This window comes from Thermococcus thioreducens, from assembly GCF_002214545.1.
Classification (GTDB): domain Archaea; phylum Methanobacteriota_B; class Thermococci; order Thermococcales; family Thermococcaceae; genus Thermococcus; species Thermococcus thioreducens.
In genome coordinates, this window is record NZ_CP015105.1 from 1566889 (window position 1) to 1591930 (window position 25042).

Annotated in this window: 31 protein-coding genes; 12 read left to right on the top strand and 19 right to left on the bottom strand. The window is 55.4% G+C overall.

Annotated features, from left to right (window positions below; all coding sequences use genetic code 11):
* Positions 1–13 precede the first annotated feature (13 nt).
* A complete protein-coding gene (locus A3L14_RS08615; protein ID WP_055429601.1) occupies positions 14–1033 on the top strand; it encodes an L-threonylcarbamoyladenylate synthase in 1020 nt (339 codons plus the stop codon).
* A 64-nt stretch (positions 1034–1097) separates the two neighbouring features.
* Complete coding sequence (locus tag A3L14_RS08620; protein WP_232473319.1) at positions 1098–2285, top strand: hypothetical protein; 1188 nt, start codon at positions 1098–1100, stop codon at positions 2283–2285.
* Between the two features lie 29 nt (positions 2286–2314).
* Here A3L14_RS08620 and A3L14_RS08625 read toward each other — a convergent pair whose 3' ends face one another.
* Positions 2315–2743 carry a hypothetical protein gene (locus tag A3L14_RS08625; protein ID WP_074631139.1) on the bottom strand — a complete coding sequence of 143 codons (429 nt, stop codon included), beginning with the start codon at positions 2741–2743 and terminating at the stop codon, positions 2315–2317.
* An 81-nt stretch (positions 2744–2824) separates the two neighbouring features.
* Between A3L14_RS08625 and A3L14_RS08630 the strand changes: the two genes are divergently transcribed.
* Entirely contained in the window at positions 2825–3529 is a 705-nt protein-coding gene (locus tag A3L14_RS08630; RefSeq protein WP_055429602.1) for a nucleotidyltransferase domain-containing protein, read from the top strand.
* Here the strand turns inward: A3L14_RS08630 and A3L14_RS08635 are convergent.
* The 4 genes from A3L14_RS08635 to A3L14_RS11845 form a co-directional block, all read right to left on the bottom strand.
* On the bottom strand, positions 3526–4782 hold the full coding sequence (locus A3L14_RS08635) for an ATP-binding protein (protein WP_055429603.1): 1257 nt from the start codon (positions 4780–4782) through the stop codon (positions 3526–3528). The two genes, A3L14_RS08630 and A3L14_RS08635, sit on opposite strands and share 4 nt — an antisense overlap.
* Positions 4783–4866: 84 nt before the next feature.
* The gene (gene serS / locus A3L14_RS08640; protein ID WP_055429604.1) at positions 4867–6234 is read right to left on the bottom strand and encodes a serine--tRNA ligase; all 1368 of its coding nucleotides are present in this window, start codon (positions 6232–6234) and stop codon (positions 4867–4869) included.
* 74 nt (positions 6235–6308) lie between these two features.
* Positions 6309–7511: a molybdenum cofactor synthesis domain-containing protein gene (locus A3L14_RS08645; RefSeq protein ID WP_055429605.1), complete on the bottom strand. Its 1203-nt coding sequence runs from the start codon at positions 7509–7511 to the stop codon at positions 6309–6311.
* A 79-nt stretch (positions 7512–7590) separates the two neighbouring features.
* The gene (locus A3L14_RS11845) at positions 7591–7746 is read right to left on the bottom strand and encodes a hypothetical protein (protein ID WP_198300088.1); all 156 of its coding nucleotides are present in this window, start codon (positions 7744–7746) and stop codon (positions 7591–7593) included.
* Between the two features lie 130 nt (positions 7747–7876).
* Here A3L14_RS11845 and A3L14_RS08655 point away from each other — a divergent pair, with 130 nt between their 5' ends.
* From A3L14_RS08655 to A3L14_RS08665, 3 genes are all read left to right on the top strand, one after another.
* Positions 7877–8638, top strand: coding sequence for a hypothetical protein (locus tag A3L14_RS08655; RefSeq protein WP_055429606.1), 762 nt, complete (start codon positions 7877–7879; stop codon positions 8636–8638).
* The gene (locus tag A3L14_RS08660) at positions 8635–11145 is read left to right on the top strand and encodes a CDC48 family AAA ATPase (protein ID WP_074631135.1); all 2511 of its coding nucleotides are present in this window, start codon (positions 8635–8637) and stop codon (positions 11143–11145) included. The genes A3L14_RS08655 and A3L14_RS08660 overlap by 4 nt, the downstream gene beginning before the upstream one ends.
* 75 nt (positions 11146–11220) lie before the next feature.
* Positions 11221–11547 carry a PRC-barrel domain-containing protein gene (locus A3L14_RS08665; protein WP_055430065.1) on the top strand — a complete coding sequence of 109 codons (327 nt, stop codon included), beginning with the start codon at positions 11221–11223 and terminating at the stop codon, positions 11545–11547.
* A gap of 8 nt (positions 11548–11555) precedes the next feature.
* Here the strand turns inward: A3L14_RS08665 and A3L14_RS08670 are convergent, their stop codons facing one another.
* Together A3L14_RS08670 and acs are read right to left on the bottom strand one after the other, a co-directional pair.
* Positions 11556–12263 carry a metallophosphoesterase family protein gene (locus A3L14_RS08670; protein WP_055430064.1) on the bottom strand — a complete coding sequence of 236 codons (708 nt, stop codon included), beginning with the start codon at positions 12261–12263 and terminating at the stop codon, positions 11556–11558.
* A 94-nt stretch (positions 12264–12357) separates the two neighbouring features.
* Positions 12358–13752 (bottom strand): acetate--CoA ligase alpha subunit, encoded by a 1395-nt coding sequence (acs, locus tag A3L14_RS08675; protein ID WP_088886123.1) that lies wholly within the window; start codon positions 13750–13752, stop codon positions 12358–12360.
* A gap of 240 nt (positions 13753–13992) precedes the next feature.
* Between acs and A3L14_RS08680 the strand changes: the two genes are divergently transcribed.
* Together A3L14_RS08680 and fen are read left to right on the top strand one after the other, a co-directional pair.
* Positions 13993–14430 carry a phosphate-starvation-inducible PsiE family protein gene (locus A3L14_RS08680; RefSeq protein WP_055430062.1) on the top strand — a complete coding sequence of 146 codons (438 nt, stop codon included), beginning with the start codon at positions 13993–13995 and terminating at the stop codon, positions 14428–14430.
* A 93-nt stretch (positions 14431–14523) separates the two neighbouring features.
* Positions 14524–15549, top strand: coding sequence for a flap endonuclease-1 (gene fen, locus A3L14_RS08685; protein ID WP_055430061.1), 1026 nt, complete (start codon positions 14524–14526; stop codon positions 15547–15549).
* A 22-nt stretch (positions 15550–15571) separates the two neighbouring features.
* On the opposite strand, the gene A3L14_RS08690 is transcribed toward fen, so the two are convergent.
* The 7 genes from A3L14_RS08690 to A3L14_RS08720 form a co-directional block, all read right to left on the bottom strand.
* Positions 15572–16471 (bottom strand): transcription initiation factor IIB, encoded by a 900-nt coding sequence (locus tag A3L14_RS08690; RefSeq protein WP_055430060.1) that lies wholly within the window; start codon positions 16469–16471, stop codon positions 15572–15574.
* Between the two features lie 38 nt (positions 16472–16509).
* Positions 16510–16788 carry a hypothetical protein gene (locus A3L14_RS08695; protein ID WP_055430059.1) on the bottom strand — a complete coding sequence of 93 codons (279 nt, stop codon included), beginning with the start codon at positions 16786–16788 and terminating at the stop codon, positions 16510–16512.
* 15 nt (positions 16789–16803) lie between these two features.
* Positions 16804–17142, bottom strand: a complete 339-nt coding sequence (locus A3L14_RS08700; RefSeq protein WP_055430058.1) for a DNA-binding protein — start codon at positions 17140–17142, stop codon at positions 16804–16806.
* Positions 17143–17247: 105 nt separating this feature from the next.
* Positions 17248–17700 (bottom strand): 30S ribosomal protein S19e, encoded by a 453-nt coding sequence (locus A3L14_RS08705; RefSeq protein ID WP_088886124.1) that lies wholly within the window; start codon positions 17698–17700, stop codon positions 17248–17250.
* A 3-nt stretch (positions 17701–17703) separates the two neighbouring features.
* Positions 17704–18120, bottom strand: coding sequence for a YhbY family RNA-binding protein (locus A3L14_RS08710; RefSeq protein WP_074631134.1), 417 nt, complete (start codon positions 18118–18120; stop codon positions 17704–17706).
* Positions 18121–18177: 57 nt separating this feature from the next.
* Positions 18178–18573: a type II toxin-antitoxin system VapC family toxin gene (locus A3L14_RS08715; protein ID WP_055430056.1), complete on the bottom strand. Its 396-nt coding sequence runs from the start codon at positions 18571–18573 to the stop codon at positions 18178–18180.
* The gene (locus A3L14_RS08720; protein WP_055430055.1) at positions 18570–18818 is read right to left on the bottom strand and encodes an AbrB/MazE/SpoVT family DNA-binding domain-containing protein; all 249 of its coding nucleotides are present in this window, start codon (positions 18816–18818) and stop codon (positions 18570–18572) included. The genes A3L14_RS08715 and A3L14_RS08720 overlap by 4 nt, the downstream gene beginning before the upstream one ends.
* A gap of 94 nt (positions 18819–18912) precedes the next feature.
* Between A3L14_RS08720 and A3L14_RS08725 the strand changes: the two genes are divergently transcribed.
* Positions 18913–19518: a DUF7411 family protein gene (locus A3L14_RS08725; protein WP_055430054.1), complete on the top strand. Its 606-nt coding sequence runs from the start codon at positions 18913–18915 to the stop codon at positions 19516–19518.
* 78 nt (positions 19519–19596) lie between these two features.
* On the opposite strand, the gene rpl18a is transcribed toward A3L14_RS08725, so the two are convergent.
* The 5 genes from rpl18a to A3L14_RS08750 form a co-directional block, all read right to left on the bottom strand.
* Positions 19597–19827: a 50S ribosomal protein L18Ae gene (gene rpl18a / locus A3L14_RS08730; protein ID WP_055430053.1), complete on the bottom strand. Its 231-nt coding sequence runs from the start codon at positions 19825–19827 to the stop codon at positions 19597–19599.
* Positions 19828–19844: 17 nt separating this feature from the next.
* Complete coding sequence (locus tag A3L14_RS08735; RefSeq protein WP_074631133.1) at positions 19845–20531, bottom strand: translation initiation factor IF-6; 687 nt, start codon at positions 20529–20531, stop codon at positions 19845–19847.
* Positions 20532–20558: 27 nt separating this feature from the next.
* A complete protein-coding gene (locus tag A3L14_RS08740; protein WP_055430052.1) occupies positions 20559–20828 on the bottom strand; it encodes a 50S ribosomal protein L31e in 270 nt (89 codons plus the stop codon).
* A 10-nt stretch (positions 20829–20838) separates the two neighbouring features.
* The gene (locus A3L14_RS08745) at positions 20839–20994 is read right to left on the bottom strand and encodes a 50S ribosomal protein L39e (RefSeq protein ID WP_014013574.1); all 156 of its coding nucleotides are present in this window, start codon (positions 20992–20994) and stop codon (positions 20839–20841) included.
* A 117-nt stretch (positions 20995–21111) separates the two neighbouring features.
* Entirely contained in the window at positions 21112–22800 is a 1689-nt protein-coding gene (locus tag A3L14_RS08750) for an acyl-CoA mutase large subunit family protein (RefSeq protein WP_055430051.1), read from the bottom strand.
* Between the two features lie 131 nt (positions 22801–22931).
* On the opposite strand from A3L14_RS08750, the gene A3L14_RS08755 reads away from it, so the two are divergent.
* The 3 genes from A3L14_RS08755 (at position 22932) to A3L14_RS08765 (ending at position 24946) form a co-directional block, all read left to right on the top strand.
* The gene (locus A3L14_RS08755; protein WP_055430050.1) at positions 22932–23810 is read left to right on the top strand and encodes an MBL fold metallo-hydrolase; all 879 of its coding nucleotides are present in this window, start codon (positions 22932–22934) and stop codon (positions 23808–23810) included.
* A gap of 253 nt (positions 23811–24063) precedes the next feature.
* Positions 24064–24348 (top strand): hypothetical protein, encoded by a 285-nt coding sequence (locus tag A3L14_RS08760; RefSeq protein WP_055430049.1) that lies wholly within the window; start codon positions 24064–24066, stop codon positions 24346–24348.
* A 115-nt stretch (positions 24349–24463) separates the two neighbouring features.
* Complete coding sequence (locus A3L14_RS08765) at positions 24464–24946, top strand: Hsp20/alpha crystallin family protein (RefSeq protein ID WP_055430048.1); 483 nt, start codon at positions 24464–24466, stop codon at positions 24944–24946.
* The last annotated feature ends 96 nt before the right edge of the window (positions 24947–25042 follow it).

Sequence of the window (25042 nt, forward strand, 5' to 3'; positions counted from 1 at the left end):
CCTTGGTGGGAGAATGACGGTAGTAATCAACATGCGGGACGGAGTGGATGAGGGGAAGATAAGGGTAGCCGCGAGGTTCATACTGAGGGGAAAGCTCGTAGCTTTCCCGACAGAGACGGTCTACGGCCTCGGTGCCGATGCGCTCAACGAAAAGGCCGTTAAAAGGATATTCGAGGCCAAAGGCAGACCCCCGGACAACCCGCTCATAGTCCACATCTCCGATTTCGACGACCTGAGGAAGCTTGCGGGAGACATCCCAAAGGAGGCGAAGCTTCTCGCCGAGAGGTTCTGGCCGGGGCCGCTGACGGTGGTCCTGCCCAAAAGGGAAGAAGTTCCCTACACCACCACCGGCGGTCTCGACACAGTCGCGGTAAGGATGCCCGCCCATCCGATAGCGCTCGCCCTTATAAAGGCCAGCACCCCTATAGCGGCACCTTCGGCAAACATAAGCGGAAAGCCCAGCCCAACGCTGGCGGAGCACGTGATAGACGACTTTTATGGAAGGATAGACTGTATAATCGACGGGGGCGAAACGAAGATCGGTGTCGAGTCAACGGTCATAGACCTGAGCTCCGAAAGGCCGACCCTGCTGAGGCCCGGCGGTCTGCCCCTTGAGGAGATAGAGAAGGTCATAGGCGAGGTCGAGATACACCCCGCCGTTAGGGGCAAGCTGGTCGATGTGGCCCGTTCACCGGGTATGAAGTACAGGCACTACTCCCCCAACGCCCAGGTTATAGTCGTCGAAGGAAAGCGGGAGAACGTGCGGGCGAAAATAGCAGAACTGGTCGAGGAGTACCGCGCAAAGGGTCTCCGCGTGGGAGTCATGGCGACCGAGGAGTATGGGGCCGATGAGTTCTTCCATCTCGGAAAGACCGAGGAGGAAGTTGCAAGGAACCTGTTCAGGGCCCTCCGAGAGCTGGATAAGCGAGGGGTAGATGTGATAATCGCCGAAGGCATCGAGGAGAAGGGCCTCGGATTTGCAGTCATGAACAGACTTAGGAAGGCAGCGGGGTACAGAATAGTCTGGGCATAGACAACGCTTAAATATCCCGAGTCATTAACTTTAGCCAACAAGCCCTGGACTTGAATCATGTGGGGTGAGAAATTTGCCAGCGGACATCGGACTAGAGGGGCCAGAAGAGCTCGAACAGCTCGCCTTCAAGAGGCTCAATGAGGGGAGAATCAAAGATGGCCTCAAATTGGTTCTCCGCGCCGCGAAGGGTTATGAGGGAGAAGGAAAAACCGAAGACGCCGCGAGGCTGTATAAGTACCTCGGATACGTCCTTCTCAAAAAGACAAACGCCATTGATAAGGCCAGGCCATCCCTTCTCAAGAGCGCCTACCTGTATATAGACCTCATAGAGGCCGAGGTCTCCCGCGCGGAGGTTGATCTCGACATTCTCGATGAGTACTGCTCGAACGTCCTTGATATTTTCATGACGCTTAACGATGAGAAGAACCTGATGAAGTATGCCGAAGAGTTCGCGGCCATCTATGAGGACCTCGGCAATTCATATCAGGACAACGATGACATTCTCATGGCAATAAGGGCGTACGAGTCAGCCTACCGATACTACAGGATGATAGACAATATTGAATCGTACAAGAGGCTCGCCGAGACCCTGATAACCCTTTACGGCCAGGTCGCGGAGGGCAGGCTGGAGAAAGGAGATGCCCTCGGAGCCGCGGAAGCTTTTTACCGGCTTGCGGGCTTCATCCGCGCAATATTTGGCTACGACATACACTTCATAGAGATGATGGACACAGCGGCCAAAAACTTCGAGAAGGCCAGCAAGATAGCCTATTCCCACGGAGACCTGGACGGAACTACCAGCTGTCTTGTAAAGGCCCAGTACGCATACCTACTTGCGAAGAACTTCAGCAGGGCCAAGCTCATCGGCCTCAACACGGCGAGGATGCTCTACCAAGTGATCAGCTCGTACCGCGCTCAGAGGGATTATGAGATGGCCGCGGAGAAACTTACGGAGCTCACCGAGGCCCTTATAGGGATGGGAAAGCTGAACGAGGCCATGGAAGCGTACAAAAACGTGCTGGAAACCAAGAGCGATCTGAGGTTCCGCGCCAGGGTACGTATAGCAGTTCTCAAACACTACGCCGCCACCACAGGCTCGGAGGATGTCCTTGTCGATATAGACAATATCGAGTACTACTTCAACAAGAAGGCGTATATAAGGGCACTTGAGCTGGCTGAAAATGCCATGCTCCGCGAGGGACTTCAGGAGGCTGCCTCCAAGATACACGAAGCCGAGGGAATATATCATTGATTACCTAAAATTTAATGGAATAGAAAGGATCACTGGGGCTGGGGCCTAACCTCGACCCTCGGAAGAGGCACATGGTACGGCAGGCGCATCTCTTTAGCCATGATCATGAGTATCGGCGATACCTCCTTGGTTATGAAGTTAACGACTTCAGCAAAGGTCAGTGAGTCTATTTTTTTCTCCTCCTCCCAGAGGTTGAGTATTTCGTCTATTTTGTCCTTCTGGGGAGGAACGTAGAGTATCACACCCTCAATCGCACCCTGGGCGATCTTGGGGTTGTAATCAATCTCATACCTGAAAAGTATCTCTATCCCGTTCATCTTCCCGGTAGGGGTGCGTATCTCCCCGAGGCGCATCTCTCTGACCTTTGGGGAGAGCCTGACCTCTATCTGGCCCTGGGGCACCGAGAGTGTGACCCTCTCAAGCTCTATCTTGGTTACGTTGAATCCCAGCACTGGCATTTTTTTCACCACCCAAAACTGGTTCCCGCTATATAAAACGCTATCGGTAGGGCTTTAAACGTTCCGGTCGAGCTTAGCTCGATGCCGAGGGAGAAGGTAGTCCGTGTCTGGGATGAGAGGGAGGTCGTCTACTCCCCAAAGCGCTGGCGCTATCTGTGGGAGAAGCGGGAGAAGGCCCTGGCAATAATGGAGAGACTGGAGCAGTTCGACCCCGGGCTCTACGGCAGCGTTGCCAGGGGAGATGTAAGAAGGGACAGCGACATAGATATCTTCATCCCCTACCGGGTGCCGAGCTATCTGATCGAGCTCGCCCTTGAGGGGCTTGTGAGCAGGAGAAAAATAGTCATGGCAACCCCCTGGCACCTCATCAAGGGCGTCATCGAGATAGATGAGGAAACGACGGTCACCTTCCCGTTGATCGACCCCACCGACAGGGAGCTTGAGTTCTACAGGTGGGGCGGGATGATAGACATTTGGGGAGTGAAGACCAGGCAGCGCGTCCCTGGCGTTAACAAGAAGCTAATCCTGATAATCCCCACCGAGAGGGGGCACATCGAGAGGGAAGTCGTGGGAAGGGAGAGCGAGGTGGCGAGAGTTTTAGGAGTGAGCATAGACATCGTCACCGAGCGCGTCCATGTCCTAACGAGGAGAGATAACATCGGGAGAACAGGAATCTACATCAACGAGGAAGTTCCCGACTGGATGAGCTTTGAGGAGGCCCTGAAAATCATCGCCGACCGCGACCCAAACGTTAGGAGGAAGGTGAGGGAGCGGGGAGGGATTTAGCGAAGGAGCCAATCCTGGAGAGGTACAACATCAATCCGTCTCCCGTTCAGTTCAACACTCTCCTTCCCCGCAAACGTGACAACCGTAAGCCTCTCGGCATCGACCCTCTTTGTGGCGTTGAGAAGTGCCTTAAGCTCGCGCTCCCTGTTAAGGGTATGAATCTCGTAGCTGACCTGAATCAGCTCGTCTCCAGCGAGGAAATCTACCTCCCAACCATCGCCAGGAACGTAGAACAAATCCTCCCCCGGCTCAAAGCCCCGCCTAAGAAGTTCAACCATGACGAGGTTTTCAAGCAATCTTCCTTTGTCCTTGACCCCGGTAATCCTCAGCAGGCCGTTATCAACGAGGTAGGGCTTGAAGCCGAGCAGTTCCGCCTTTTTGTAAGACCTCACGTAGGGGGGAAGACGGTGCAGAATGAACGCATCGCTCAGGTATTCTAGGTAATCGGCGAGGGTTCCCTTACCTATCGAAACTCCAAGGCTCTTCATCGTCGAATACGCCTTGGTAAGTGTGAGATGGCTTGAACGGGCCAGGATTTTCAAAAGAAGCCTCAAAGCTGAGAGGTTCCTGACCTCCCAGCGCTCCACGATGTCGCGGTAGATGGTTAAATCCAGGATTCCCTTCAGAATTTCAATCCTCAGATGGGGGTTGAGCACGACCTCAGGATAGCCTCCCCATTCGAGGTACTCAAGGAGGAGCCTTCTAAGCTCTGCCTTTTTGGCGCTTGATAAGTAGCGCTTTGGAGCGAATCCCCTCGCCCTCAAAAACTCCCCGAAGGAAAAGGGAAAGACGTGAACCGCTATGGAACGTCCCCTCAGCTGGGTCGCTATCTCCTTCGAGAGGAGCTTTGAGGAAGAGCCTGAAACAAAAACCCTGTTGCCAGTGTCGAGGAGGTAGCGGACGAAGCGCTCCCAGCCATCAACGACCTGGACCTCGTCGAGGAAGAGGTGGAGTTTCTCCCCACCCATCTCCCTCAGGACTTCAAGCAAAACCATCAAATCCTCAAGGGAAGTCCCCACAAGCCTCGGATCCTCAAGGTTCACGTAGGCGATGTTCTCCTCCGGAATGCCCTCCGACCTGAGTTTCTCGATGATTTGGCGCATGAGGTATGTCTTCCCGACTCTCCTAGGTCCGATTATCGCCAGTGCCATCTGGGTGGTGGGGATTCTCACGTCGATTTCTCGTTCCACTCCATCGAAGGGCAGTGAACGGTAATCGAGAATCACCTCGGCCCAAGTTTCCCTTTCAATCATGGCCCATCATGGACTATATACAGTACAATCCTTTATAAATCTTTGTACTCCATACAGTACAAGATTGCAGAAAATGGAAAGGGCTTAATCCTTGCAACAGCGCTCCTTCATATGTGCCGGTAAAATCTCCTTGAAGCCCGTGTACTTCCGGAGGGCCTTCGGGAGCTTTACGACGCCCTCCTCAGTCTGGAAGTTCTCAAGTATCGCCACTATCGCCCTTGAGGTTGCTATGGCCGTCGAGTTGAGCGTATGCACAAAGCGGGGCTTCTCGTGGGTCTTGTCGCGGTAGCGGATGTTCAAGCGCCTTGCCTGCCACTCGGTGCAGTTGCTCGCGCTTACAACCTCCCTGAACTTGCCCTGGCCGGCCATCCAGGCCTCGATGTCGTACTTTTTAGCTGCAACATAGCCCAGGTCGCCGGTGCAGATGTTCACAACGCGGTAGGGAATCTCAAGCTCCTGGAATATCTCCTCGGCGTTGGCTATGAGCTTCTCGTGCCACTCCCAGCTCTCATCAGGCTTTGAATAGACGAACTGCTCGACTTTGTGGAACTGGTGAACGCGGAAGATCCCCTTCGTGTCCTTTCCTGCCGTTCCGGCCTCCTTCCTGAAGCACGGGCTTATTCCAACGTAGAGCAGCGGTAAGTCTTTCCCCTCGATTATCTCGTTGGCGTGCATTCCAGCGAGCGGGTGCTCGGCGGTCGGGATCAGGTAGAGGTCCTCACCCTCGACCTTGTATATAACGTCCTCGAAGTCGCCGAAGCTCGTGACACCTTCCTCTACAAACCTGCGCACCATGTACGGCGGTATGACTGGAGTGAACCCTTTCTCGATGAGCTTATCGAGGGCGAAGCGGAGCAGTGCCAAATCGAGGATGACAAGCTCGTTCATGAGGTAGTAGAACCTCGAACCGCTGACCTTCGCGGCCCTCTCAAGGTCGGCACCGCGGAGGAGTTCAAGCATGTCAACGTGGAGCCTCGGCCTCCAGTCAAGAACCTCGTAGTCCATCTTTCCGAGGCTCTGCTCCTTAAAGCTCTCAAGGAAGCCCTCCCAGACTCTCGCCTTGCCCCAGAACCTTATTGGGACGTTCTCGCTGTCGTCTTTGCCTATCGGAACGCTTTCGTGGGTGATGTTCGGGAGACGCCAGAGGTAGTAGTCTATCTTAGCCCTCAGCTCCTCGACTTCCTTCTCAAGGACCTCAATCTGCTTCACTATCTCGTTGCTCCTCGCGAGGAGGTCGTCTATCGGTTCGCCGGCCTTCTTGCGCTTGCCTATCTGAACCGCCAGCTGGTTGCGCTCCTTCCTGAGGGCATTGATCTTCCTCAAGTTCTCGCGCCACTTGGCATCGAGTTCGAGGATCTCGTCTATCCACTTGAGCTTCTCAAGCTCTCCGCGCTTTATGAGGTCGCCCTTAACGAGGTCGGGATTTTCACGGATGAGCTTTATGTCCAGCATAGTCTTCCACCTGGGAGAAGAAGGTGAAGGAGTTTAAAAAAGGTTTTGATGGGGGATTTGGAGGTACGACAAACTCAGCCGAAGAGAGTAACCTCGACTTCCTCCCCGGCTTCCAGTATCTCCACGTTCTCCGGCACCTCGATGAAGCCGTCGGCCTCTATGAAGCTCGTAACGGCCCCGCTCCCCTTGAGTATCGGCACCGCTTTTTCACCCTCTATTCTGACCGGCAGGAACTGGCGCCTGCCCTTAACGGAGAAGACCTTGTGGGCGAGCCTCTTCCTGATCTTCCTGACCACACTCTCCCTTCCGAGAAGCCTCCTGAGGAGGGGTGCAACGAGCAGGGTGAAGTTGGTCAGGCAGCTGGTCGGGTAGCCGGGCAGGCCAAAGACTGGCTTTCCACTGATCAGACCTATTATCGTTGGCTTTCCGGGCTGAATCGCAATGCCGTGGATTTTCACCTCACCGAGCTCCTCGATTATTGAACTGGTCAGGTCCCTGATCCCACCGCTCGCGCCCCCGCTGAGGAGAACGATGTCACAGCACTCGACCCCCTTCTCGATGAGGGCCTTAAGGCTCCCGCGGTCGTCCCTGGCTATGCCGAGGAAGATGGCATCCCCACCGAGCTCCCTGACCGCGTCCGCTATGGCGCGGCCATTTATGTCGTATATCTGCCCGTACCTAAGCTCAGTCCCCGGGAGGACTACTTCGTTCCCGGTGCTTATAACTGCCACGCGGGGCTTTCTGAAGACGGGAACCTCGGCAATCCCCACAGCAGACAGGAGGGCGGTGTCCTTGAAGGCCAACCTAGTCCCGCGTTTGAGAAGAACCTCCCCCTTCGGGATGTCGGTTCCGGCCTTCATGAGGCCGAGGCCGGGATAGGCAGGCTTGTAGATGACGACCTCGTCCCCTTCCCTGTCCACGTCCTCGAACTGTATCACCGCATCGGCATTCTTGGGTAGGGGTGCGCCGGTGGATATGTAAACGCTCTCACCGGGCTTGAGCTCCACTGCCGGAGTATCCCCTGCGTTTATCTCCCCGATAACCTTCAGCCTCACCGGCTCGCTCTCGCTCGCCATGAAGGTGTCTTCAGCCCTTATGGCGTAACCGTCGACGGTGGCCCTGTCAAAGGGGGGAACGTCCACCGGGGAGGCTATATCCTCCGCCAGGACTCTGCCGAGGGCCTCGCTCAGAGGGACGCTTTCGACTTGGGGCTCCAGGGGGAATGAGTCTATGACCTCAAGAGCCTTCTCCAGAGGGACGACCTTCAGGAACGCCATTCTATCACCGGGAGAAAAGATAACGCCCCTCTATAAATGGGTTTGCGTAAGTGGAAGTGTTTAACTGGAAAAGAAAAGCTCACCACTCTTCCTCTTCTTCCCAGTCTTCTTCCTCCCACTCTTCTTCCCACTCATCTTCCTCGAACTCATCCTCCTCGAGTTCCCACTCCTCCTCTTCCTCGAAGAGCTCCTCCTCAAACTCCTCGACCTTCTTCTTTTTCTTGGGAGGCTGCATCCCGATCCCCCTTTCTACTTGCCAATAATGACTTATAAACTTTTTTCCACAGAATTAAAGCCTTTCTTGGCCAAAATTTTTGATTAGGACGGTTGGAAAGGTTTTTAATTGTGGAGACGTATCAGAAACCATGAGGGTAGCGATAGTAACGAGCGACGCCAGGGTTTACTACATGGCGACGAAGGTGCTGAAGGAGTACGGCATACCCTTCCACAGCCTCCGTGTCGGAGACAGAATACCCCTCGATGTTGAGGTCGTCCTGACGGGCGAGGCCGACTATGACAGGGTTGCATTTCCCGTTAAGATCATCGTGAGGAACGAGAACTTTATAGACGACCTCCTTGCCAAGCTTGAGGGAAGGGAGAGGTTTAAAAGGGTGTACATAGCCATCGACCCCGGGGAGAGGCCCGGCCTGAGCGTCGTCGCCGATAACCGCGTGATAGAGGTTCACCACCTTAAGAATCCCCGGGACGTTAGCGTAATCCTCGACCTGCTGGAGAAGTATCCCGGCGCTAAAATCAAGATAGGACACGGGGCCAAACGGCAGAGGATTCTTATGCTCAAAGCCCTCGCCGACCTGCTGGGATACGATTACCCCATAACCGTCGTCAACGAATCGAGAACGACCCCAAAGGTAGGTGGGATAGAGGTTTCCCAAGTTCAGGACATCGTGGCGGCGATAAACATAGGCCTGCGGGAGGGAAGGGAGGTTCCCATTGGAGAGCTCATAGAGGCGAAGGAACCCACTAAGCGCGAGATTGAGGACATAAAGAGACGCAGCCGCGAGCTGAGCGGCAACATCACGATATCCTCAAAGCTCGCCCGCGAGGTGGCCCTGGGCAATCTGACGCTTGAGGAGGCTATCGAAAAGCAGAGGAGGAGGTCAAGATGATTTTTGGTAAGGATGAGGAGAGGTACGAGAAAATAAAGCTCCGCGTTGCTGAGGCTTTGAAGAGAGACGTTGGAAGGGGAATAGTACGCTTCGACAGAAAGTACCAGAAGCAACTCGGCGTTGAGCCGGGAGACATAGTCGAGCTGATCGGGGAGAGGACCACCGCCGCGATAGTGGCCAACCCCCACCCCGACGACCGCGGGCTGGACATCATCAGGATGGATGGTTACATCAGGAGGAACGCAGGGGTGAGCATAGGGGACTACATCACCGTCTCCAAGGCGGAGGTGCAGGAGGCGAAGAAGGTTGTTCTGGCGCCGGCCCAGAAAGGTGTCTTCATTCAGATACCTGGGGAGATGGTCAAGGGGAACCTCCTGGGCAGGCCCGTTCTGAAGGGGGACCTCATCGTCGCAAGCAGCAGGAGCGAAACCTACTACGGCGGCTCACCCTTCGACGAACTGCTCAGGGGCCTCTTTGAGACCATGCCGATAGGCTTTGGAGAGCTCAAGTTCGTCGTCGTGAACACCGTTCCAAGGGGTATAGTCCAGATAACATACAACACTGAGGTTGAGGTTCTTCCCCAGGCGGTTGAGATACGCGAGGAAGCCATCCCCGAGGTTACCTACGAGGACATCGGTGGCTTAAGCGACGCGATTCAGAAGATACGCGAGATGGTCGAGCTCCCGCTCAAGCACCCGGAGCTCTTTGAGCGCCTTGGAATTGAACCGCCGAAGGGTGTGCTCCTCTACGGCCCGCCGGGAACCGGTAAGACCCTCCTGGCTAAGGCGGTGGCAAACGAGGCAAACGCGCACTTCATAGCCATCAACGGGCCGGAGATCATGAGCAAGTTCTACGGCGAGAGTGAGGAGCGCCTTAGGGAGATATTCAAAGAAGCTGAGGAGAACGCCCCGAGCATAATCTTCATCGATGAAATTGACGCGATAGCTCCAAAGAGGGAGGAAGTCGTCGGAGAAGTCGAGAAACGCGTTGTAAGCCAGCTGCTTACCCTGATGGACGGCCTCAAGAGCCGGGGTAAGGTAATAGTTATTGCCGCCACAAACAGGCCGGATGCCCTTGATCCGGCACTGAGGAGGCCCGGAAGGTTCGACAGGGAGATCGAGGTTGGCGTTCCGGACAAGAAGGGCAGGAAGGAGATACTCCAGATACACACCAGGGGAATGCCCCTTGAACCAGACTACGACAAGGCAACCGTCCTCAAGGTCCTTAGGGAGCTAATGAAGAGGGAGACCTTTGAGAGGGCAAAGCTGGAGAGGCTCATCGAGAGGGTCGAGGTTGCGAAGAGCGACGAGGAAGTTAAGGAGGCCCTAAAGAGCGAAGGGGAGATTTATCCAGAGGTCAGGAGCAGGCTGGTAGACAGGATGCTTGAAGAGATAGCCGAGAAGACTCACGGCTTTGTCGGTGCTGATTTAGCCGCTTTGGCGAGAGAAGCTGCGATGGTCGTCCTGAGGAGGCTCATCAACGAGGGCAAGATAAGCCCCGAACAGGAGCGTATTCCTCCGGAGGTTCTCCAGGAGCTTCGCGTTAGAAAGGCCGACTTCTATGAGGCCCTCAAGATGGTCGAACCCTCCGCTCTGAGGGAAGTCCTCATAGAGATGCCAAACGTTCACTGGGAGGACATCGGCGGTCTCGACGAGGTAAAGCAGGAGCTCAGGGAGGCCGTTGAGTGGCCCCTCAAGTACCCGAAGGCCTTCCAGAGGCTCGGAATAGAGCCTCCGAGGGGAGTGCTCCTCTACGGTCCGCCGGGGACGGGTAAGACTCTCCTGGCCAAGGCTGTAGCAACGGAGAGCGAGGCCAACTTCATAGGCATTCGCGGCCCCGAGGTCCTCTCAAAGTGGGTCGGAGAGAGCGAGAAGCGCGTGAGGGAGATATTCAGGAAGGCCCGCCAGGCGGCTCCGACGGTGATATTCATCGACGAGATCGACGCCATAGCTCCAGCTAGAGGGAGCGATATGAGCCGCGTCACAGACAGGCTCATCAACCAGCTTTTAACAGAAATGGACGGCATAGAGCGCAACAGCGGTGTGGTCGTCATTGCCGCCACCAACAGGCCGGACATCCTTGACCCAGCACTTCTCAGGCCTGGACGCTTTGACAGGCTCATACTAGTCCCAGCTCCGGACGAGAAGGCCAGACTGGAGATACTGAAGGTCCATACCAGGCGTGTCCCCCTCGCAAAGGACGTCAACCTCCGGGAGCTGGCGAAGAAGACGGAAGGCTACTCCGGAGCTGATATAGAGGCCCTCGTGAGGGAGGCGGCACTGCTGGCAATGCGCAGGATAATGGCCGAACTTCCAGCTGAGATTGTCGAGGAGGAGAGCGAGGAGTTCCTTGAGAGGCTCAGGGTCTCGCGGAGGGACTTTGAGGAGGCCCTCAAGAAGGTCAGGCCGAGCATAACCCCGTACATGCTCGACTACTACAGGAACTTCGAGGAGAGCAGGAAGTCACGTGTCGAGAAGAAGGGAGGGCCGGACTACTACACCTTCTGATTTCCTTTCCTTTTGGAAAAAGTTTTATACGTTGGTGCCCAAGAACTTACACGATTAAACCGAGGGGTGGCGAAAATGGTCAAGATAATAGCCTCCAAGCTTAGGGACGTGGAGCTGATAACCGACACCGGCATAAGGCTCGGCTGGGTCTATGACCTCAGCTTCGATGAGGAAACCGGCGATATTCTTGTGATAGTTGCCGAGCCCGATGAGGATCTCGATACGAGCGAATTTGTCACCGATCACGAGGGTCTTCTCCTCATACCGGTGAGCGCGGTTAAGAGCATCGGCGAGGTAATCATAATAGACTCGGGCAAGCTCGCGGTCAAGTCCAAGCTCAGGAGGGTCGGGGCGATAAAGAGAAGGCTCTCTGAGGAGGAGTCCCAGACTCCGGGGGAGTGACCCCCCTCTCAATATCCCTCGTAGAGCCTCATTGCCAAGAACCTTGGAAGTCCCGCTTCTATTATCTTCTCCGCTGCAGAATCAACATCGTATTCTACCCGGTGGAACTCAACGTTGTCAGGCGGCTCCCTTTCGGTGTCGATCAGCGCATAGGCCGCCCTCCAGTCGCCGTCCCTTGGCTGGCCGACGCCGCCGGGGTTTATAACCCTCCTGCCGTCTATCACCCTCAGCATTGGGACATGGGTGTGGCCGACGAGCAGGTCGTCCTGCCTGACGTAGCTGAGAACGGAGCGCAACTCCAAATCCGAGAACCAGGGAAACAGATACTCATCCAAGGGAGCACGCGGCGAGCCGTGGATGAGGAGGTAGCTCCTACCGGTATCATCTGTGAAGAGCTGCCTTATCGGTAGCCCCCTGAGGAACTCAAGGTTCTCCGTTGTCATCACCCGCTGGTGCCACCTCACAGCCTGCCTCGCGTAGGGGTTGAAGCCCCAGTCGAGGCCAAACGCCACCGCGTTGTCGTGGTTGCCGCGTACGCAGAGGAAGGTTCTCTTCTCCATTTGCCTTCGGGCGAACTCTACGACCTCGTTTGGGCTCGCCCCGTAGCCGACCAGGTCACCCATGCAGAGAATGACATCGGCATTCCTTACCTCCCGCCACACGGCCTTCAGCGCCTCCAGGTTGGAGTGGATGTCCGAGATCAGGGCGACGAGCATAGGGGCTCCCCATAGTTATCTGAGAAGTGCACGTTAAAAACACTTGCCGGGAGAACCGGACAACAAACCGAAGAATTAGAATGGGAGAGGGGAATCACTCCCTCCTCTGCCTGGCCTTCCACCTGCTCCAGCGGTAGAGCGCGGCTAAGGCCTTTATGGCCCTCTCCGGCTCTGGATATGCAGGGATTCCTTCCTCGTTGAGCATGTCGATGGCTTCCTTGGCCTCTATGCCGCCGACGATTGCAACGACGAGGGGCTTCTTCCTGCCGCTCTCGTTGTACTCGCGGATGACTATCTTGGCCAAGTCACGCGGGTCGAGCACGGCCGTCTGGCAGTAGAGGACGGCTATGCTGTGCATGTTCGGGTTGGCGAGGGCGTCTCTGACGGCACCCTCGTAGCTCTCCGCGCCGGCCATTCCTGTGAGATCGACGGGGTTCTTGTAGGAACCGAAGGGCGGCATGTGGTTGGCGAAGACCCTCAGCTCATCGAGGTCGTCATAGAGGTGCAGCCCCTCCTCCTCGGCCGCATCGGTGGCCATAACTCCTATTCCGCCGCCGTTGGTGAGAATGACGAGGTTCTCTCCCTCCGGCTCCGGCAGGTTGCTGAGTGTTCTCGCCCAGTCGAAGGCCTCACCGATGGTTAGAGCCCTGAGAACGCCGCTCTGCTTGAAGGCAGCTGTGTAGATGCTGTCGGCACCGGCAAGCGAACCGGTGTGTGAAGCGGCGGCCTTGGCGCCGCGCTCGCTCCTTCCGGCCTTGATGATGATTATCGGCTTCTCCTTGCTGACCTCCTTGGCGACCTCCATGAAGCGCCTTCCATCCTTGACGCCCTCCATGTATATGAGAATCGCCTTGGTGTTGTCGTCGGTCTTGAAGAACTCAAGCAGATCGGCATCATCGATGTCGCTCTTGTTTCCGACGCTGACGACCGCTGAAAGGCCAACCTTCTCAAGGATCGTCCAGCCCATGAGGGCTATTCCGAGCGCTCCGCTCTGACTGATGAGGGCGAGGCTACCCGGCATGACGTCGGTCGGGCCGAAGGTAGCGTTCATCTTGGCGGGTGTGTAGACTACACCGAAGATGTTCGGGCCGAGTATTCTCATGCCGTACTTGTGCGCTATCTCAACTATCTGCCTCTCGACCTTCTTGCCCTCTTCGCCGAGCTCACCGAAGCCAGAGCTTATTATTGGGAGAACCTTGACACCCTTCTTTCCGGCCTCCTCGACGCCCTGCGGAACGAACTTGGCCGGAACGACGATGACCGCCATGTCAATCTCGTCCGGGACGTCAAGGATGCTCCTGTAGGACTTGAACTTTCTCCCGTTTATCTCAATCTCAACACCCTTGATGTTGATCGGGTATATCTTCCCATCGTAGCCGTACTCAACGAGGTTTTTCATAACAGCGTATCCTATCTTGCCCGGTTTTTCAGAAGCGCCGATGACGGCGATGCTCTTGGGTCTAAAGAGAGCTTCCAGGTTCCCATCCATCTCAACCACCTCACCTGAATGAAAGTCACAGTTTCACGTCCGTAAAACGAGTTATAACTTTTCCCTTCTCTTTTTGACGATAAAAAGCTCGACGGACGTTAAAAGAACCGAAGGTTGGGCACCTAATATTTAGAACACCCGGATGGCCTTGAGCTCTGAACGTTGGCATGTCCCCGAACCAGCCCAGATATCCCGAAAACCTTTTCTTTTTCGGGACGTGCTATCACAGGGTGGGCTCAGATGAGACAACCGACAGAAATCGGGAGGTCTGTAATGACGTGGCTAAACGTTCTCTTTGATGTAGTGGTTATCGCACTCGCAACGCTCACGATGGCGTATATAGTCTACATAATGTGGAGACTGGTCATAAACTCCTTTAATAACTTTGACGTCGAGACCGTTCTCCACCAGATAGTCCTCGTGATAATATTCCTTGAAATATTTGAGCTATTGGCGATGTACATTAAAGACCACCATGTTAGTATGCGCAACGTTGTCGAGCTGGGTGTTCTGGCAATAGTGAGAAAAATAGTGGTGACCCTCGATTACAGCAGGATTGAGTGGACAACCCTCGTGGGGATGTCCCTCCTGATGTTTGTAATGGGCTGGATATACGTCCAGGAAAGAAAGCGCATTACACAGCACGAGGAATTCCTTATGGAGCACAGGGGCCGATGACAAGCCTTCCCCTCTCTGAGGGGTGGTGAGCAATCCAGTAGGCCGAGGCAAAGGCTAAAATATTGCTCCCCCAATTTTTCTTAGGTGGGTGTTATGGGCGTACAGATAGGTGAGTTAATCCCTAAGAAAGAGATAGAACTCGAGAACCTCTATGGCAGGAAGGTGGCGGTAGATGCCTTCAACGCCGTTTACCAGTTCCTCTCAACAATAAGACAGCGCGATGGAACGCCGCTCATGGACTCCCGCGGGAGGATAACCTCCCACCTGAGCGGGCTCTTCTACAGGAACATCAACCTTATGGAGGCAGGAATAAAGCCAGCGTATGTTTTTGACGGGAAGTCCCCGGAATTCAAAAAGAAGGAGATAGAGAAGCGCCGTGAGGCCAGGAAAGAGGCCGAGGAGAAGTGGTACGAGGCTCTGGAGCGCGGGGACCTTGAGGAGGCCAAGAAGTACGCGATGCGTGCAACCAGAGTCAACGATCAACTGATAAACGACGCCAAAAGGCTCCTTGAGCTGATGGGAATTCCCGTAATTCAGGCGCCGAGCGAGGGTGAGGCCCAGGCCGCCTACATGGCCGCCAAAAAGAAGGTCTACGCTTCCGCGAGTCAGGACTACGACTCGCTCCTCTTCGGTGCGCCCCGGCTCGTGAGGAACGTGACAATAACCGGCAGGAGAAAGCTCCCCGGAAAGAACGTCTACGTTGATGTCCGGCCCGAGTTGATAGTCCTTGAGGAGGTTCTCAGGGAGCTCGGCGTGGACAGGGAGAAGCTCATCGAGATGGCCATACTGGTCGGCACGGACTACAATCCCGGGGGGATAAAGGGCATCGGGCCCAAGAAGGCCCTCACCATCGTTAAGCGGAGCAAAGACCCGCTGAAGAAGTACAACAAAGAGAGCGAAGTCGACCTCTACGCGATAAAGGAGTTCTTCCTCAATCCACCTGTCACAGACGAGTACGAGCTCAAGTGGCGTGAACCCGACGAGGGGGGAATCCTCAAGTTCCTCTGCGACGAGCACGACTTCAGTGAGGAGAGGGTAAAAAACGGCCTTGAGAGGCTGAAAAAAGCTGTAAAGGCAGGAAAGCAGTCAACCCTTGAGAGCTGGTTCGGGAAGCGCTGAACTTCGCCTTTTTATTTCAAACTTAAACCGGAATCTTAAGGTTGAGCTTGTCCACAAGCTCCTTGTAGCGGTTTCTGACGGTGACCTCGGTGACGCGGGCGACTTCCGCAACTTCCCGCTGGGTCCTCTTCTCGTCCTCAAGCAAACCGGCAATGTATAGCGCCGCCGCAACCAGACCCGCGGGGCTCTTTCCGCTCGTCAGTCCTTTATCGTAGGCCTCGTCAAGTATGGCTATGGCCCTCCTCCGCACCCTCTCGCTGAGCCCCAGCTCATCGGCGAACTTGTTGACGTAGTCAGTGGGCTTAACGAAGAGCTTCTTTGGCGTGAGGTTGAGGTTTCTGGCAATAAAGCGGAAGCTCCTGCCTATCTCCTTCTTGTCAACACGGGATATGTCGGCTATCTCGTCGAGGGTTCTCGGAACCTTGAGGAGTCTGCAGGCGGCGTAGACACATGCCGCTATGACGCTCTCTATGGAGCGTCCCCTTATGAGGCCCTTCCTGACGGCCTCACGGTAGAGCCTCGCGGCCTCTTCCTCAACGTGCCTCGGGAGCTTGAGCTGTGAGGCTATTCTATCCAGCTCGCTCAAAGCGAAGGCAAGGTTACGCTCGGCCGCATCGCTTACCCTCAAGCGGGACTGCCACTTTCTAAGTCTGTACATCTTCTCGCGCATAAGTCCGGAGAGGTTCCTGTCTATGCCGATGTCGGTCGAAAGACCCTTGTCGTGCAGAAGAATGCTCTCCGGGGCACCAACGCGCGCCCTTTTCTCCCTCTGGCTCGCGTCAAAAGCGCGCCATTCGGGGCCCATATCTATGACGTTCTCCTCAATAACGTAACCGCAAACCTTACAGACGACCTCTCCCCTACCCGGGTCGTAGATGAACTCCGTCGAGCCGCAGACCGGGCAGACCCTACGCTTGCTCACTCAAACACCCCCAACCGGCCGGCTATTTTATAAAGCCCTTATAAACCTTCTCCTTTTTTCACAACGTAGCGGAGTAACCAGGCGAGGTCCTCGCGCTTGAAGGTTATCCGCTCCAGAACCCGGACGTCCCAGTCGTCCTCAACTATGTTGGCGTAAATCCAGAGGAATACAGGGTCATCGTCAGTCCCAACGTGCAGGTTCCTGTAGAGAACATCAACGGTTCCGTCCTTGTTCTTCTTAACCGAGACGGCCTTCCAGGTTTCAAGACTAACCTCTCCCTTCTCGTCCAGTATTTTGACTATCTCCCTGGCGTCCATGAAGGCACCTTCTGGCTACCATTTAATCTTGAAGTCCCGTCTCGTCCTTGCGTCAATCTGGGCGAGTATTTTCTTCAGCTTGGCGTCGTCTATGGGCTCCCTTATCTGTCCGGCCTGGTAGAGCTGGACGAGGACGAGCTGAACCTGTCTCGCGAGCTCTGGCTTAACGAGCTTCACCCTTCCGAGCCTTTCCCTGGCCTCCGGCGTGAGGATCCTTCTCATTATCGCATCTAGCTGAGCCTCAAGCTCCATCTCCTGCCTTATGGCCTCTTCCTGAGCCTTCTGCTGCTCAAGATACTTCTTCTGAAGCTCCATGAGCTTGCGCTTCCTGATCTCCTCTATGTCCTCGGCCATCCTCTCACCCCCATGCTAAGGTTAGGCCTCCGGTTAAAAAGGTATTGGGTTCTGAGAACCGGAGAAAGGTCAGACAGAAGCTAACAAGGGAAAAGGGCAGAGCCCTCAGTACTTCTTGAGCTCCGGAATCTGCTCCTCAAGCTCCTTCTTGAGCTCGGTGGCAATCTTGTCGAGGAAGCTCTGTCCCTGCGGGGTGACAATCCTGCCCTCGCCCGGAACCTTCTGGACGAAGCCGGCAGCCTCAAGCTGCTGGAGGGCCTTCCTTATGATGCCCCCGCCGGCCTTGTAGAAGTGCTCCGGGGCGTGCCCGCGGTTCTTCCTGCCGCCGTACCAGGTGCGGAGCCTCTCGATTCCGACCGGGCCGTCGATGTAGATCTTCCTGAAGATGCTTGCAACCCTGTAGTACCACCAGTCCTCCTGCTCCGGAAGGCGCTCCTTGTGCCTGCCGGTCTTGACGAACGGGGCCCACTCGGGCGGCTTTATGGCCTCGATCTCCTTGAGAGCCTTTGCAACCCTCTCCACGAGCAAATCACCGGGAACGTCGTAAACGGTCGCCATCTTTCAATCCCTCCCCTTCTTGAATTTCCTCCTGAATTGAGCGATATCGAGCCTGACTTTCTTAACGGGCTTCTCCTCCCGCTTTTCCTTCGAAAGCTCCTTTCTCTGGAGCTTCCTTAAATACTTTTCCCAACCTTCCCTCGGTTTGAACAATATAAACCTTTTGCCGCGAACTTCTATGAGCTCGCTGTCGGTGAGCTCGGCCACCTTCTCGGCCAGCTCCTTCCTGTCGAGGCCGGTTGAGATGAGCGCACCTTTTCTGATCTCCACTTTAAGGATGCCGTCCTTCTCAAGCTGGGTGTTTATCTCCTCAATCACACCCTCATCCAGTCCCCTCTTACCTATCCAGGCTCGCGGGGGGATGTCGTAGTATCTCGCCCTTATCGCCCTTCTCACCTTTCCGGGTAAGCGTTTCTCCATCTCTCTCACCTCTTAGCTCTCGCGGTAGAGGGCTTTAAAAAGGTTGGCCTTTTAAAGCTATTTACTGAAGTGCTCCATAGCTTCTTCTGGTGTGAAGACCTCAGGAAGCCATCCGAAGTGCTTCTTGTTGTAAGTGATCAGCGGGGCGTTGAGTTTCAGCGCCAAGGCACCTATCATGTAATCCCTGGCGTTTTTGGAGAAGTCCCAGTGACCGATAGCGGAATTCACGGCAAGTTCAGCGCAGGTTTCATCAAATCCCATAACTTTAATTCCCAGAGAATCAAAGATTGCCATTAACTTGCTCTTCGCTTCGGGCAGGCCTTTTCGTCGGGCGTATCTGTAGAGCAGTTCCATGTAGACGACGGAGCTCGTAACGGGTTCAAGACTCGATTCCATCAACCATTCTAAAAAAGTACTGTTGTTGAAGGCGTTTGTGTCCAGGACTATTTTCATTCCCCTCCCTCCAGCTCGCGAAGAGACCGCTCTATACCCCTCGCAAGTCCCTGCCTGACCTCCTCAACGGTCTCGTCTATGTCCTTTGTTATCTCGCTAAGCTCCTTGAGGAGGTCGGTTAGTTTCATCAGAACGTACCTGTCACCTTCACGGACGAAGACCACCTCGTCCCCGGCCCTTATCCCCAGTGCCTCCCGCACCTCCTTGGGGATCGTGACCTGGTATTTCTTTGTCACAACTGGCATTACCTTCACCAACATGGTATTACATTCTTGGCCTAATAACCATTTCGGGGTGAGGTTAATAAGGAGCTCCGGACACTCAAAATGGGGGACTGCCATGATCGTCCATCATCTCTACTCCGGCGGCAAGGACTCAAGCCTGAGTGCGTGGATTCTAACTAGGCTCGGCTACGAGGTGAGATTGGTTACCGTCAGCTTTGGCACTCTCGACAACTGGCGATTCGCGAGGGAGACTGCCGAACGGCTCGGCTTCGAGCACCAGGTTCTCTACCTGCCGCGCGAGGTTCTGGAGAGGGCGGCGGATATGGCAGTAAGCGACGGCCACCCGAACAACGCAATACAGTTCATCCATGAGCAGGCTTTAGAGGCGCTGGCATCGCTTCCGGAGGTCGAGAGGGTCAGCGACGGGACGAGGAGGGACGACAGGGTTCCTTTCCTCGACCTGCCGAGGGCCCGCTCCCTGGAGGACCGCTTTAACGTCGCCTACATAAGGCCCCTGCTCGGCCTCGGTTACAAGACGATACGCGAGCTGACAGAGAGGCTCTTCGTCGTTGAAATCCGCGAGAGCGAGGAGCTAGAAAAGGCGGACTACGAGGTCGAGCTCAGGCACGTCCTCCGCGAGAGGGGAATCGACCCGCTGGAGATATTCCCAAAGAGGCACTACCAGTCGAGGGTTCTCGGCTGGAGGGGAGAGGAGACCTGATCCTATACATCTCTTCCAAACTTCCCCGTGAAGAATCGCTTAGAGTGAGTTCGAGTTGCTGGAGAAGAGAAAAGGGAATCAGAGGCCGCTCAGCTTTCTGACTATCGGGTTCTCGGCCTCTTCGGGCTTTATCTCCTCGACGCTCTCGATCCATATCTTGTTCCTCGGGACACGGTGCTTGCTGCCGACCTCGGAGTAGAGTATCTCGATGACGTCCTCTTTCTTAAGGCCACGGTACTCCCTGGTGAACCTCTCCCTCTTTCCGTTCCTCTCGAACACGCCCTTAACGCGGAAGACCTTAACCTCCATTCCTCACACCTCCACCATCAGTCAAGGAATCCCAAAGCCTCCTCAATCTTCACGATCTCGGGTCCAGTTGTTAGGTGTCCAACGACGACACCGTGAGAGTTGGCAAGCATGCAGGAGCCAACGAAGGGAACGCCCATGTTGGCGGTTCCGACGTAAATATCGACCTTGAAGAGGTCGCGGAGCCACTCAAGCTCCTCATCGGTCGCCTCGGGGTGAACCAAACCGCCCCTGTTGGTGACCACCCCAACGCTTCCAACGGCGTGGAAGTCGCCTATCATCCCCCTCTCGACCTCGACGCCGAGTATGTCCTCAAGCTTCTTGGCCTCCTCGCGGGTGAACTTGGCGCTTATCAGGGCCGCCCTGTCGTTCGCCAAAATCAGGTTGCCGAAGGCCGTGAGGGTGCTCTGGAAGGGAACCACCTCTGTATCTATCCCGTGCTCCCTAAGCTGGCCGTTTATCTTCTCCAGCTCCGCGTCCCAGACGTACCACGGGACGACTATCGCGTTGGAGTTCCCGGCCGCGAATATGCCTACTATGCGCGACTTCATAATGCTCGTCTCGACGAGCGGAACCTTGAGAACCTCCCTGAGAACCTCAAGCTTCCTCTCACCGAGGCCCTCCCTGATAAGGACTACCCTCTCGGTGGCAGTTCCGTAAACGCCCAGATACGGGGAGTTCTCAAAATCGAGCCTTTCTATGTGCATCTCGTCACCTCTTTAAATTAAAAGGGATCAGGCTAGGGAGACCTTGGCAATCCTCTTGCCCTCTTCCTCTTCGACAACAACCTTAACGCGGAGCTTGCTGGGCGGCTTTTCGGCGCCGCGCTCCCAGAGCTTCTCGTTGACGTCGGTGCCTATGATGACCTCGTCGGCCTTGGCGTGCCTGGCTATCCACTCGCGGACGAAGCGAGCAGCCCTCGGGGCCCTCTTCCAGCGCGGAACGCGCTTCTTTATCTTCTTGATGGGAACGACGAATATGACTTCCTCTCCGGGCTTGATCATCTAAATCACCTCACTCCTTAAGCTTGGTCCTTCTCCACATTCTCCTCTTGGGGTGGGTCATGACCTTCCTGTTGGTCTTGACGATGACCCAGACCGGAATGCGCCTGTTCTGCTTCGCGGCCTTGGCAAGTCTGAGCTTCTTCGCAAGCGGCTTGTTTCTCGCCATAACTACACCTCCCGGGATTATCATGATGCCTGTTGATGCTTTGGCTATCCTTTTTTAAGCTTTTTCGTGGGGTTTTAAGGTTTTCCGCGATGGAAATAAAAGGGAAGAAGAGCCACCTCAGAATATCAGCGGGGCCCTGTACTCGCCCCAGACCTCGCGGAGGACGTCGGTGACCTCTCCGAGTGTTGCCAAATGGCGGTGGGCCTCGATTATGTATGGCATGAGGTTCTCGTCCTCGGTTTCGGCAGCCTTCCTGAGCCTGTCCAAGGCCTCCTCGACCTTCTTGTTATCGCGCTCGGAGCGGAGCTTTTTAAGGCGTTCAATCTGCTTCTCCCTGATGCTCGGGTCGACCTTGAGTATCTCGACGTCGAGCGGTTCATCAACTATGAACTCGTTCACGCCGACGATGATGCGCTTCTTCTCCTCGACTTCCTTCTGGTACTTGTAAGCTGACTCCGCTATCTCCTTCTGGATGTAGCCGCGCTCGATAGCCCTCATCATGCCGCCCATCTTCTGAATCTTCTCAATGTACTTGAGGGCCTCCTCGTATATGTGGTCGGTGAGCCACTCGATGTAGTACGAGCCTCCGAGCGGGTCTATGGTGTCCACAACGCCGCTCTCGTAGGCGATGATCTGCTGCGTCCTGAGGGCTATCCTGACGCTCTTCTCGGTTGGCAAACTTAACGCCTCGTCGTAGGAGTTGGTGTGTAAGCTCTGGGTTCCGCCGAGGACGGCAGCCAAAGCCTGAATAGCAACCCTCACGATGTTGTTCTCCGGCTGCTGGGCGGTGAGGGTTGAGCCTGCCGTCTGGGTGTGGAAGCGCAGGAGCATTGAGCGCGGGTTCTTGGCGTTGAACCACTCCTTCATGATGTAGGCCCAGAGCCTTCTGGCAGCTCTAAACTTGGCAATCTCCTCAAGGAAGTTGTTGTGGGCGTTGAAGAAGAAGCTCAGCCTTCCGGCGAACTTATCGACGTCCATCCCCCTGTCTATGACGGCCTTGACATACTCTATACCGTCCGCCAAAGTGAACGCGACCTCCTGGACGGCGTTGGCACCGGCCTCACGGATGTGGTAGCCGCTTATCGAAATCGGGTTCCACTTGGGGACGTTCTCGGCGCAGTACATGATGATGTCAGTGGTGAGCCTCATGCTCGGCTGGGGCGGGAAGATGTAGGTGCCCCTGGCTATGTACTCCTTGAGGATGTCGTTCTGAACCGTTCCGCGGAGCTGGTTCTGGGCGACGCCCTGCTCCTCGGCAACGAGGATGTACATCGCGAGGAGGTTTGCCGCGGTCGAGTTGATGGTCATGCTCGTTGAAACCTTGTCGAGCGGGATTCCGTCGAAGAGGACGCGCATGTCCCAGAGGGAGTCGATCGCAACTCCGACCTTTCCGACCTCACCCTCGCTCATCGGGTGGTCGGAGTCATAGCCTATCTGCGTCGGCAGGTCGAAGGCGACGCTGAGACCGGTCTGCCCCTGCTCCAGGAGGTACTTGTAGCGCCTGTTGGATTCTTCAGCGGTTCCAAAACCGGCGTACTGCCTCATCGTCCAGAACCTGCCGCGGTACATGGTGGCGTAGACGCCGCGGGTGAACGGGTACTCACCGGGGAAGCCGAGCTTTTCGAGGTAATCCCAGTCCTCACCGAGGTCAGCGGGAGTGTAAACGCGTTTTATCTCAAAACCGTCGTCGGTCATGAACTTCTCCTTTCTCTCGGGCCTCTTCTCGATAAACTTTTTAACCGTCGTTTCGTCCCAGCGCTTTTCCTCTTCCCTAATCTTCGCGAGCTTCTCCTTATCGAAAGTCATGCCTACCACCTGCCCCTATTTGGGCGCCGGCATATAAAAAGCTTTTACATAACTAAAGGTTGGGCTTGACGTTGGATAAATTATCCATCATCCAGAAGTCCTAAAAGGGTTATGGGTTCATTCTAGACACGATGATAATAGGGAAAGTTGGCCTCGACAGCTCCGCAAAGCTCGCCTTCCAGAGCCACGCCCACACTGACCACTTCGTCAGCGGTGAGGTCATCTACTCCACCAGGGCGACCAAGTTCCTAAGCCACCTCCGGAAGGGCGGCTTCTACAGGGAAATCGAGTTCGGGAAGAAGTTCTACATCGGCGACTTCAAGGCGAAGCTCTATCCAGCCGGACACATGCTCGGCTCGGCCGGGATAAAGCTCTGGCTCGAAAACGGGACGCTGTTTTACACCGGCGACACCAAGTGGTTCAAGCTCAGGACGGCCGAGAAGAGCCGCTTTCCGAGGGCGGACTTCCTAATAGTCGAGGCCACCTTCGGCGTCCCAAGCTTCACGTTTCCAACGCCGAGAGAAGCAGAGAAGAAGCTGATAGCCTTCGTCGAGGAGGCCCTTGAGAGGGGTAGAAGACCGGTTCTCTACGTCAACCAAATGGGGAAAGCCCAGGAGGTCATGAAGATACTCGACCTTCACGGCTACACCGTCAAAGCATCGAGGGAGATGCTCAAGGTGGTGCGCGTTTATTCGAAGTTCGGGGTTAGGTTCGGCAACATCTCGGCCGACGGCGAGGTCGTCCTTCGCTCCTACCGCTCGCCCCGGGTTGAGAACTCCCTATCCCCCTGGGAGCTTACGGTTTCCGGTTTTGGAAGGCTGAAACTCAGCAACCACGCCGATTTCTGGGAGCTGATAAGGATCGTGGAGAGAATAAACCCGGAGATGGTTTTCACCGTTTACGGCTTCGCCGAGGAGTTCGCGAGGATCCTCCGGGGACTCGGCTACGATGCCCGGCCCGTGTCCCAGGATTCCGTCATAGAGCCGGTGGACATGATGACAAAAACCTAGCTCTGACCGGAACAAAAACTCAAACTTTTCCATTTGGATGTACATAAACAGACAAATCTTCCAAAAAGTTGGCCGAAAAGCTAATATTTTTCAAAGTCGTAGGGTTTTAACGAAACCTGCGGTTGGTGATAGCAGCACGCGGCAGTGCCTTGAATCCGCCCTGAAAAATAGGTCGGTCGTGCCAATAAGCTAAAAGGGGGTGGTAGCCAAGCGCCCCTTCCCTTCTTCTCCCATTACCCCAGGGGGTGAACCCATGGAGGCCCTAACCAGACGAAGGTTTCGCCCGAAGTGGGTTACCGGGCTAAGGCCCAGGCTTGAGGAGGTGTTGAATAAAGGCATCGGCAGGGGTTCTCTTCTCGGGAGGGGTCGGATAGTCAGCGACATGCTCGAAGTTACGGAGCTCACCCTGGTAAACGAGCTCAGAGAGATGGAGGTCAGGGTGGACGGAAAGGAGGTCATGTTCATCTATCCCCTCCGAGGAAACGAGAGCTTCGATGACATCTACTACCCGCTCGTCCGCATGCTGAGCAACCTTTGATCTTTCCCCGTTCTTTTCAGATTTTAGTCACCGATGCACATTAAAAGACGAAAAACTTTATAAACCCTGAGCTTTTAGTTACTACTGGTAACCAAAAGGTTGAGGGGGTGAGAGCATGGTCTGGAGGAGGGACCGCTACTGGGACCCCTTCGACCTGATGAGGGAGATACAGGAGGAGATCGACGCCATATTCAGGGACATCATGCGCGGGCCGAGACTCTGGAAGGCCGAACCAGAGCGCTACGAGTTCGTCAGCGAGACCTGGCGCGAGCCCTTCGTGGACATCTTCGACCGCGGGGACAGGTTTGTTATAACCGTCGAGCTACCAGGTGTCAGAAAGGAGGACATCAAACTCCGCGTTACCGAGGACACCGTCTACCTCGAAGCCCAGGTGAGGCGCGAGAAGGAGCTTGAGACCGAGGGGGCAATAAGGATCGAGCGCTACTACAGCGGCTACAGAAGGGTCATTCGCCTTCCAGAGGAGGTCATCCCAGAGAAGACCAAAGCGCGCTACAACAACGGCGTCCTTGAGATAGAGGTGCCCAAGAAGAAGCCGAGCAAGAGTGAAGGCGAGGGCTTCGAGGTCAAGATTGAGTGACCTTTCGTTGTTTTCCATCTTGGCTTCGCCCCACGCCCCGCTTTAATTTAACACCGGAGGGGGCTCCGCCCCCTGCAACCCCTTGATAAAATAAAA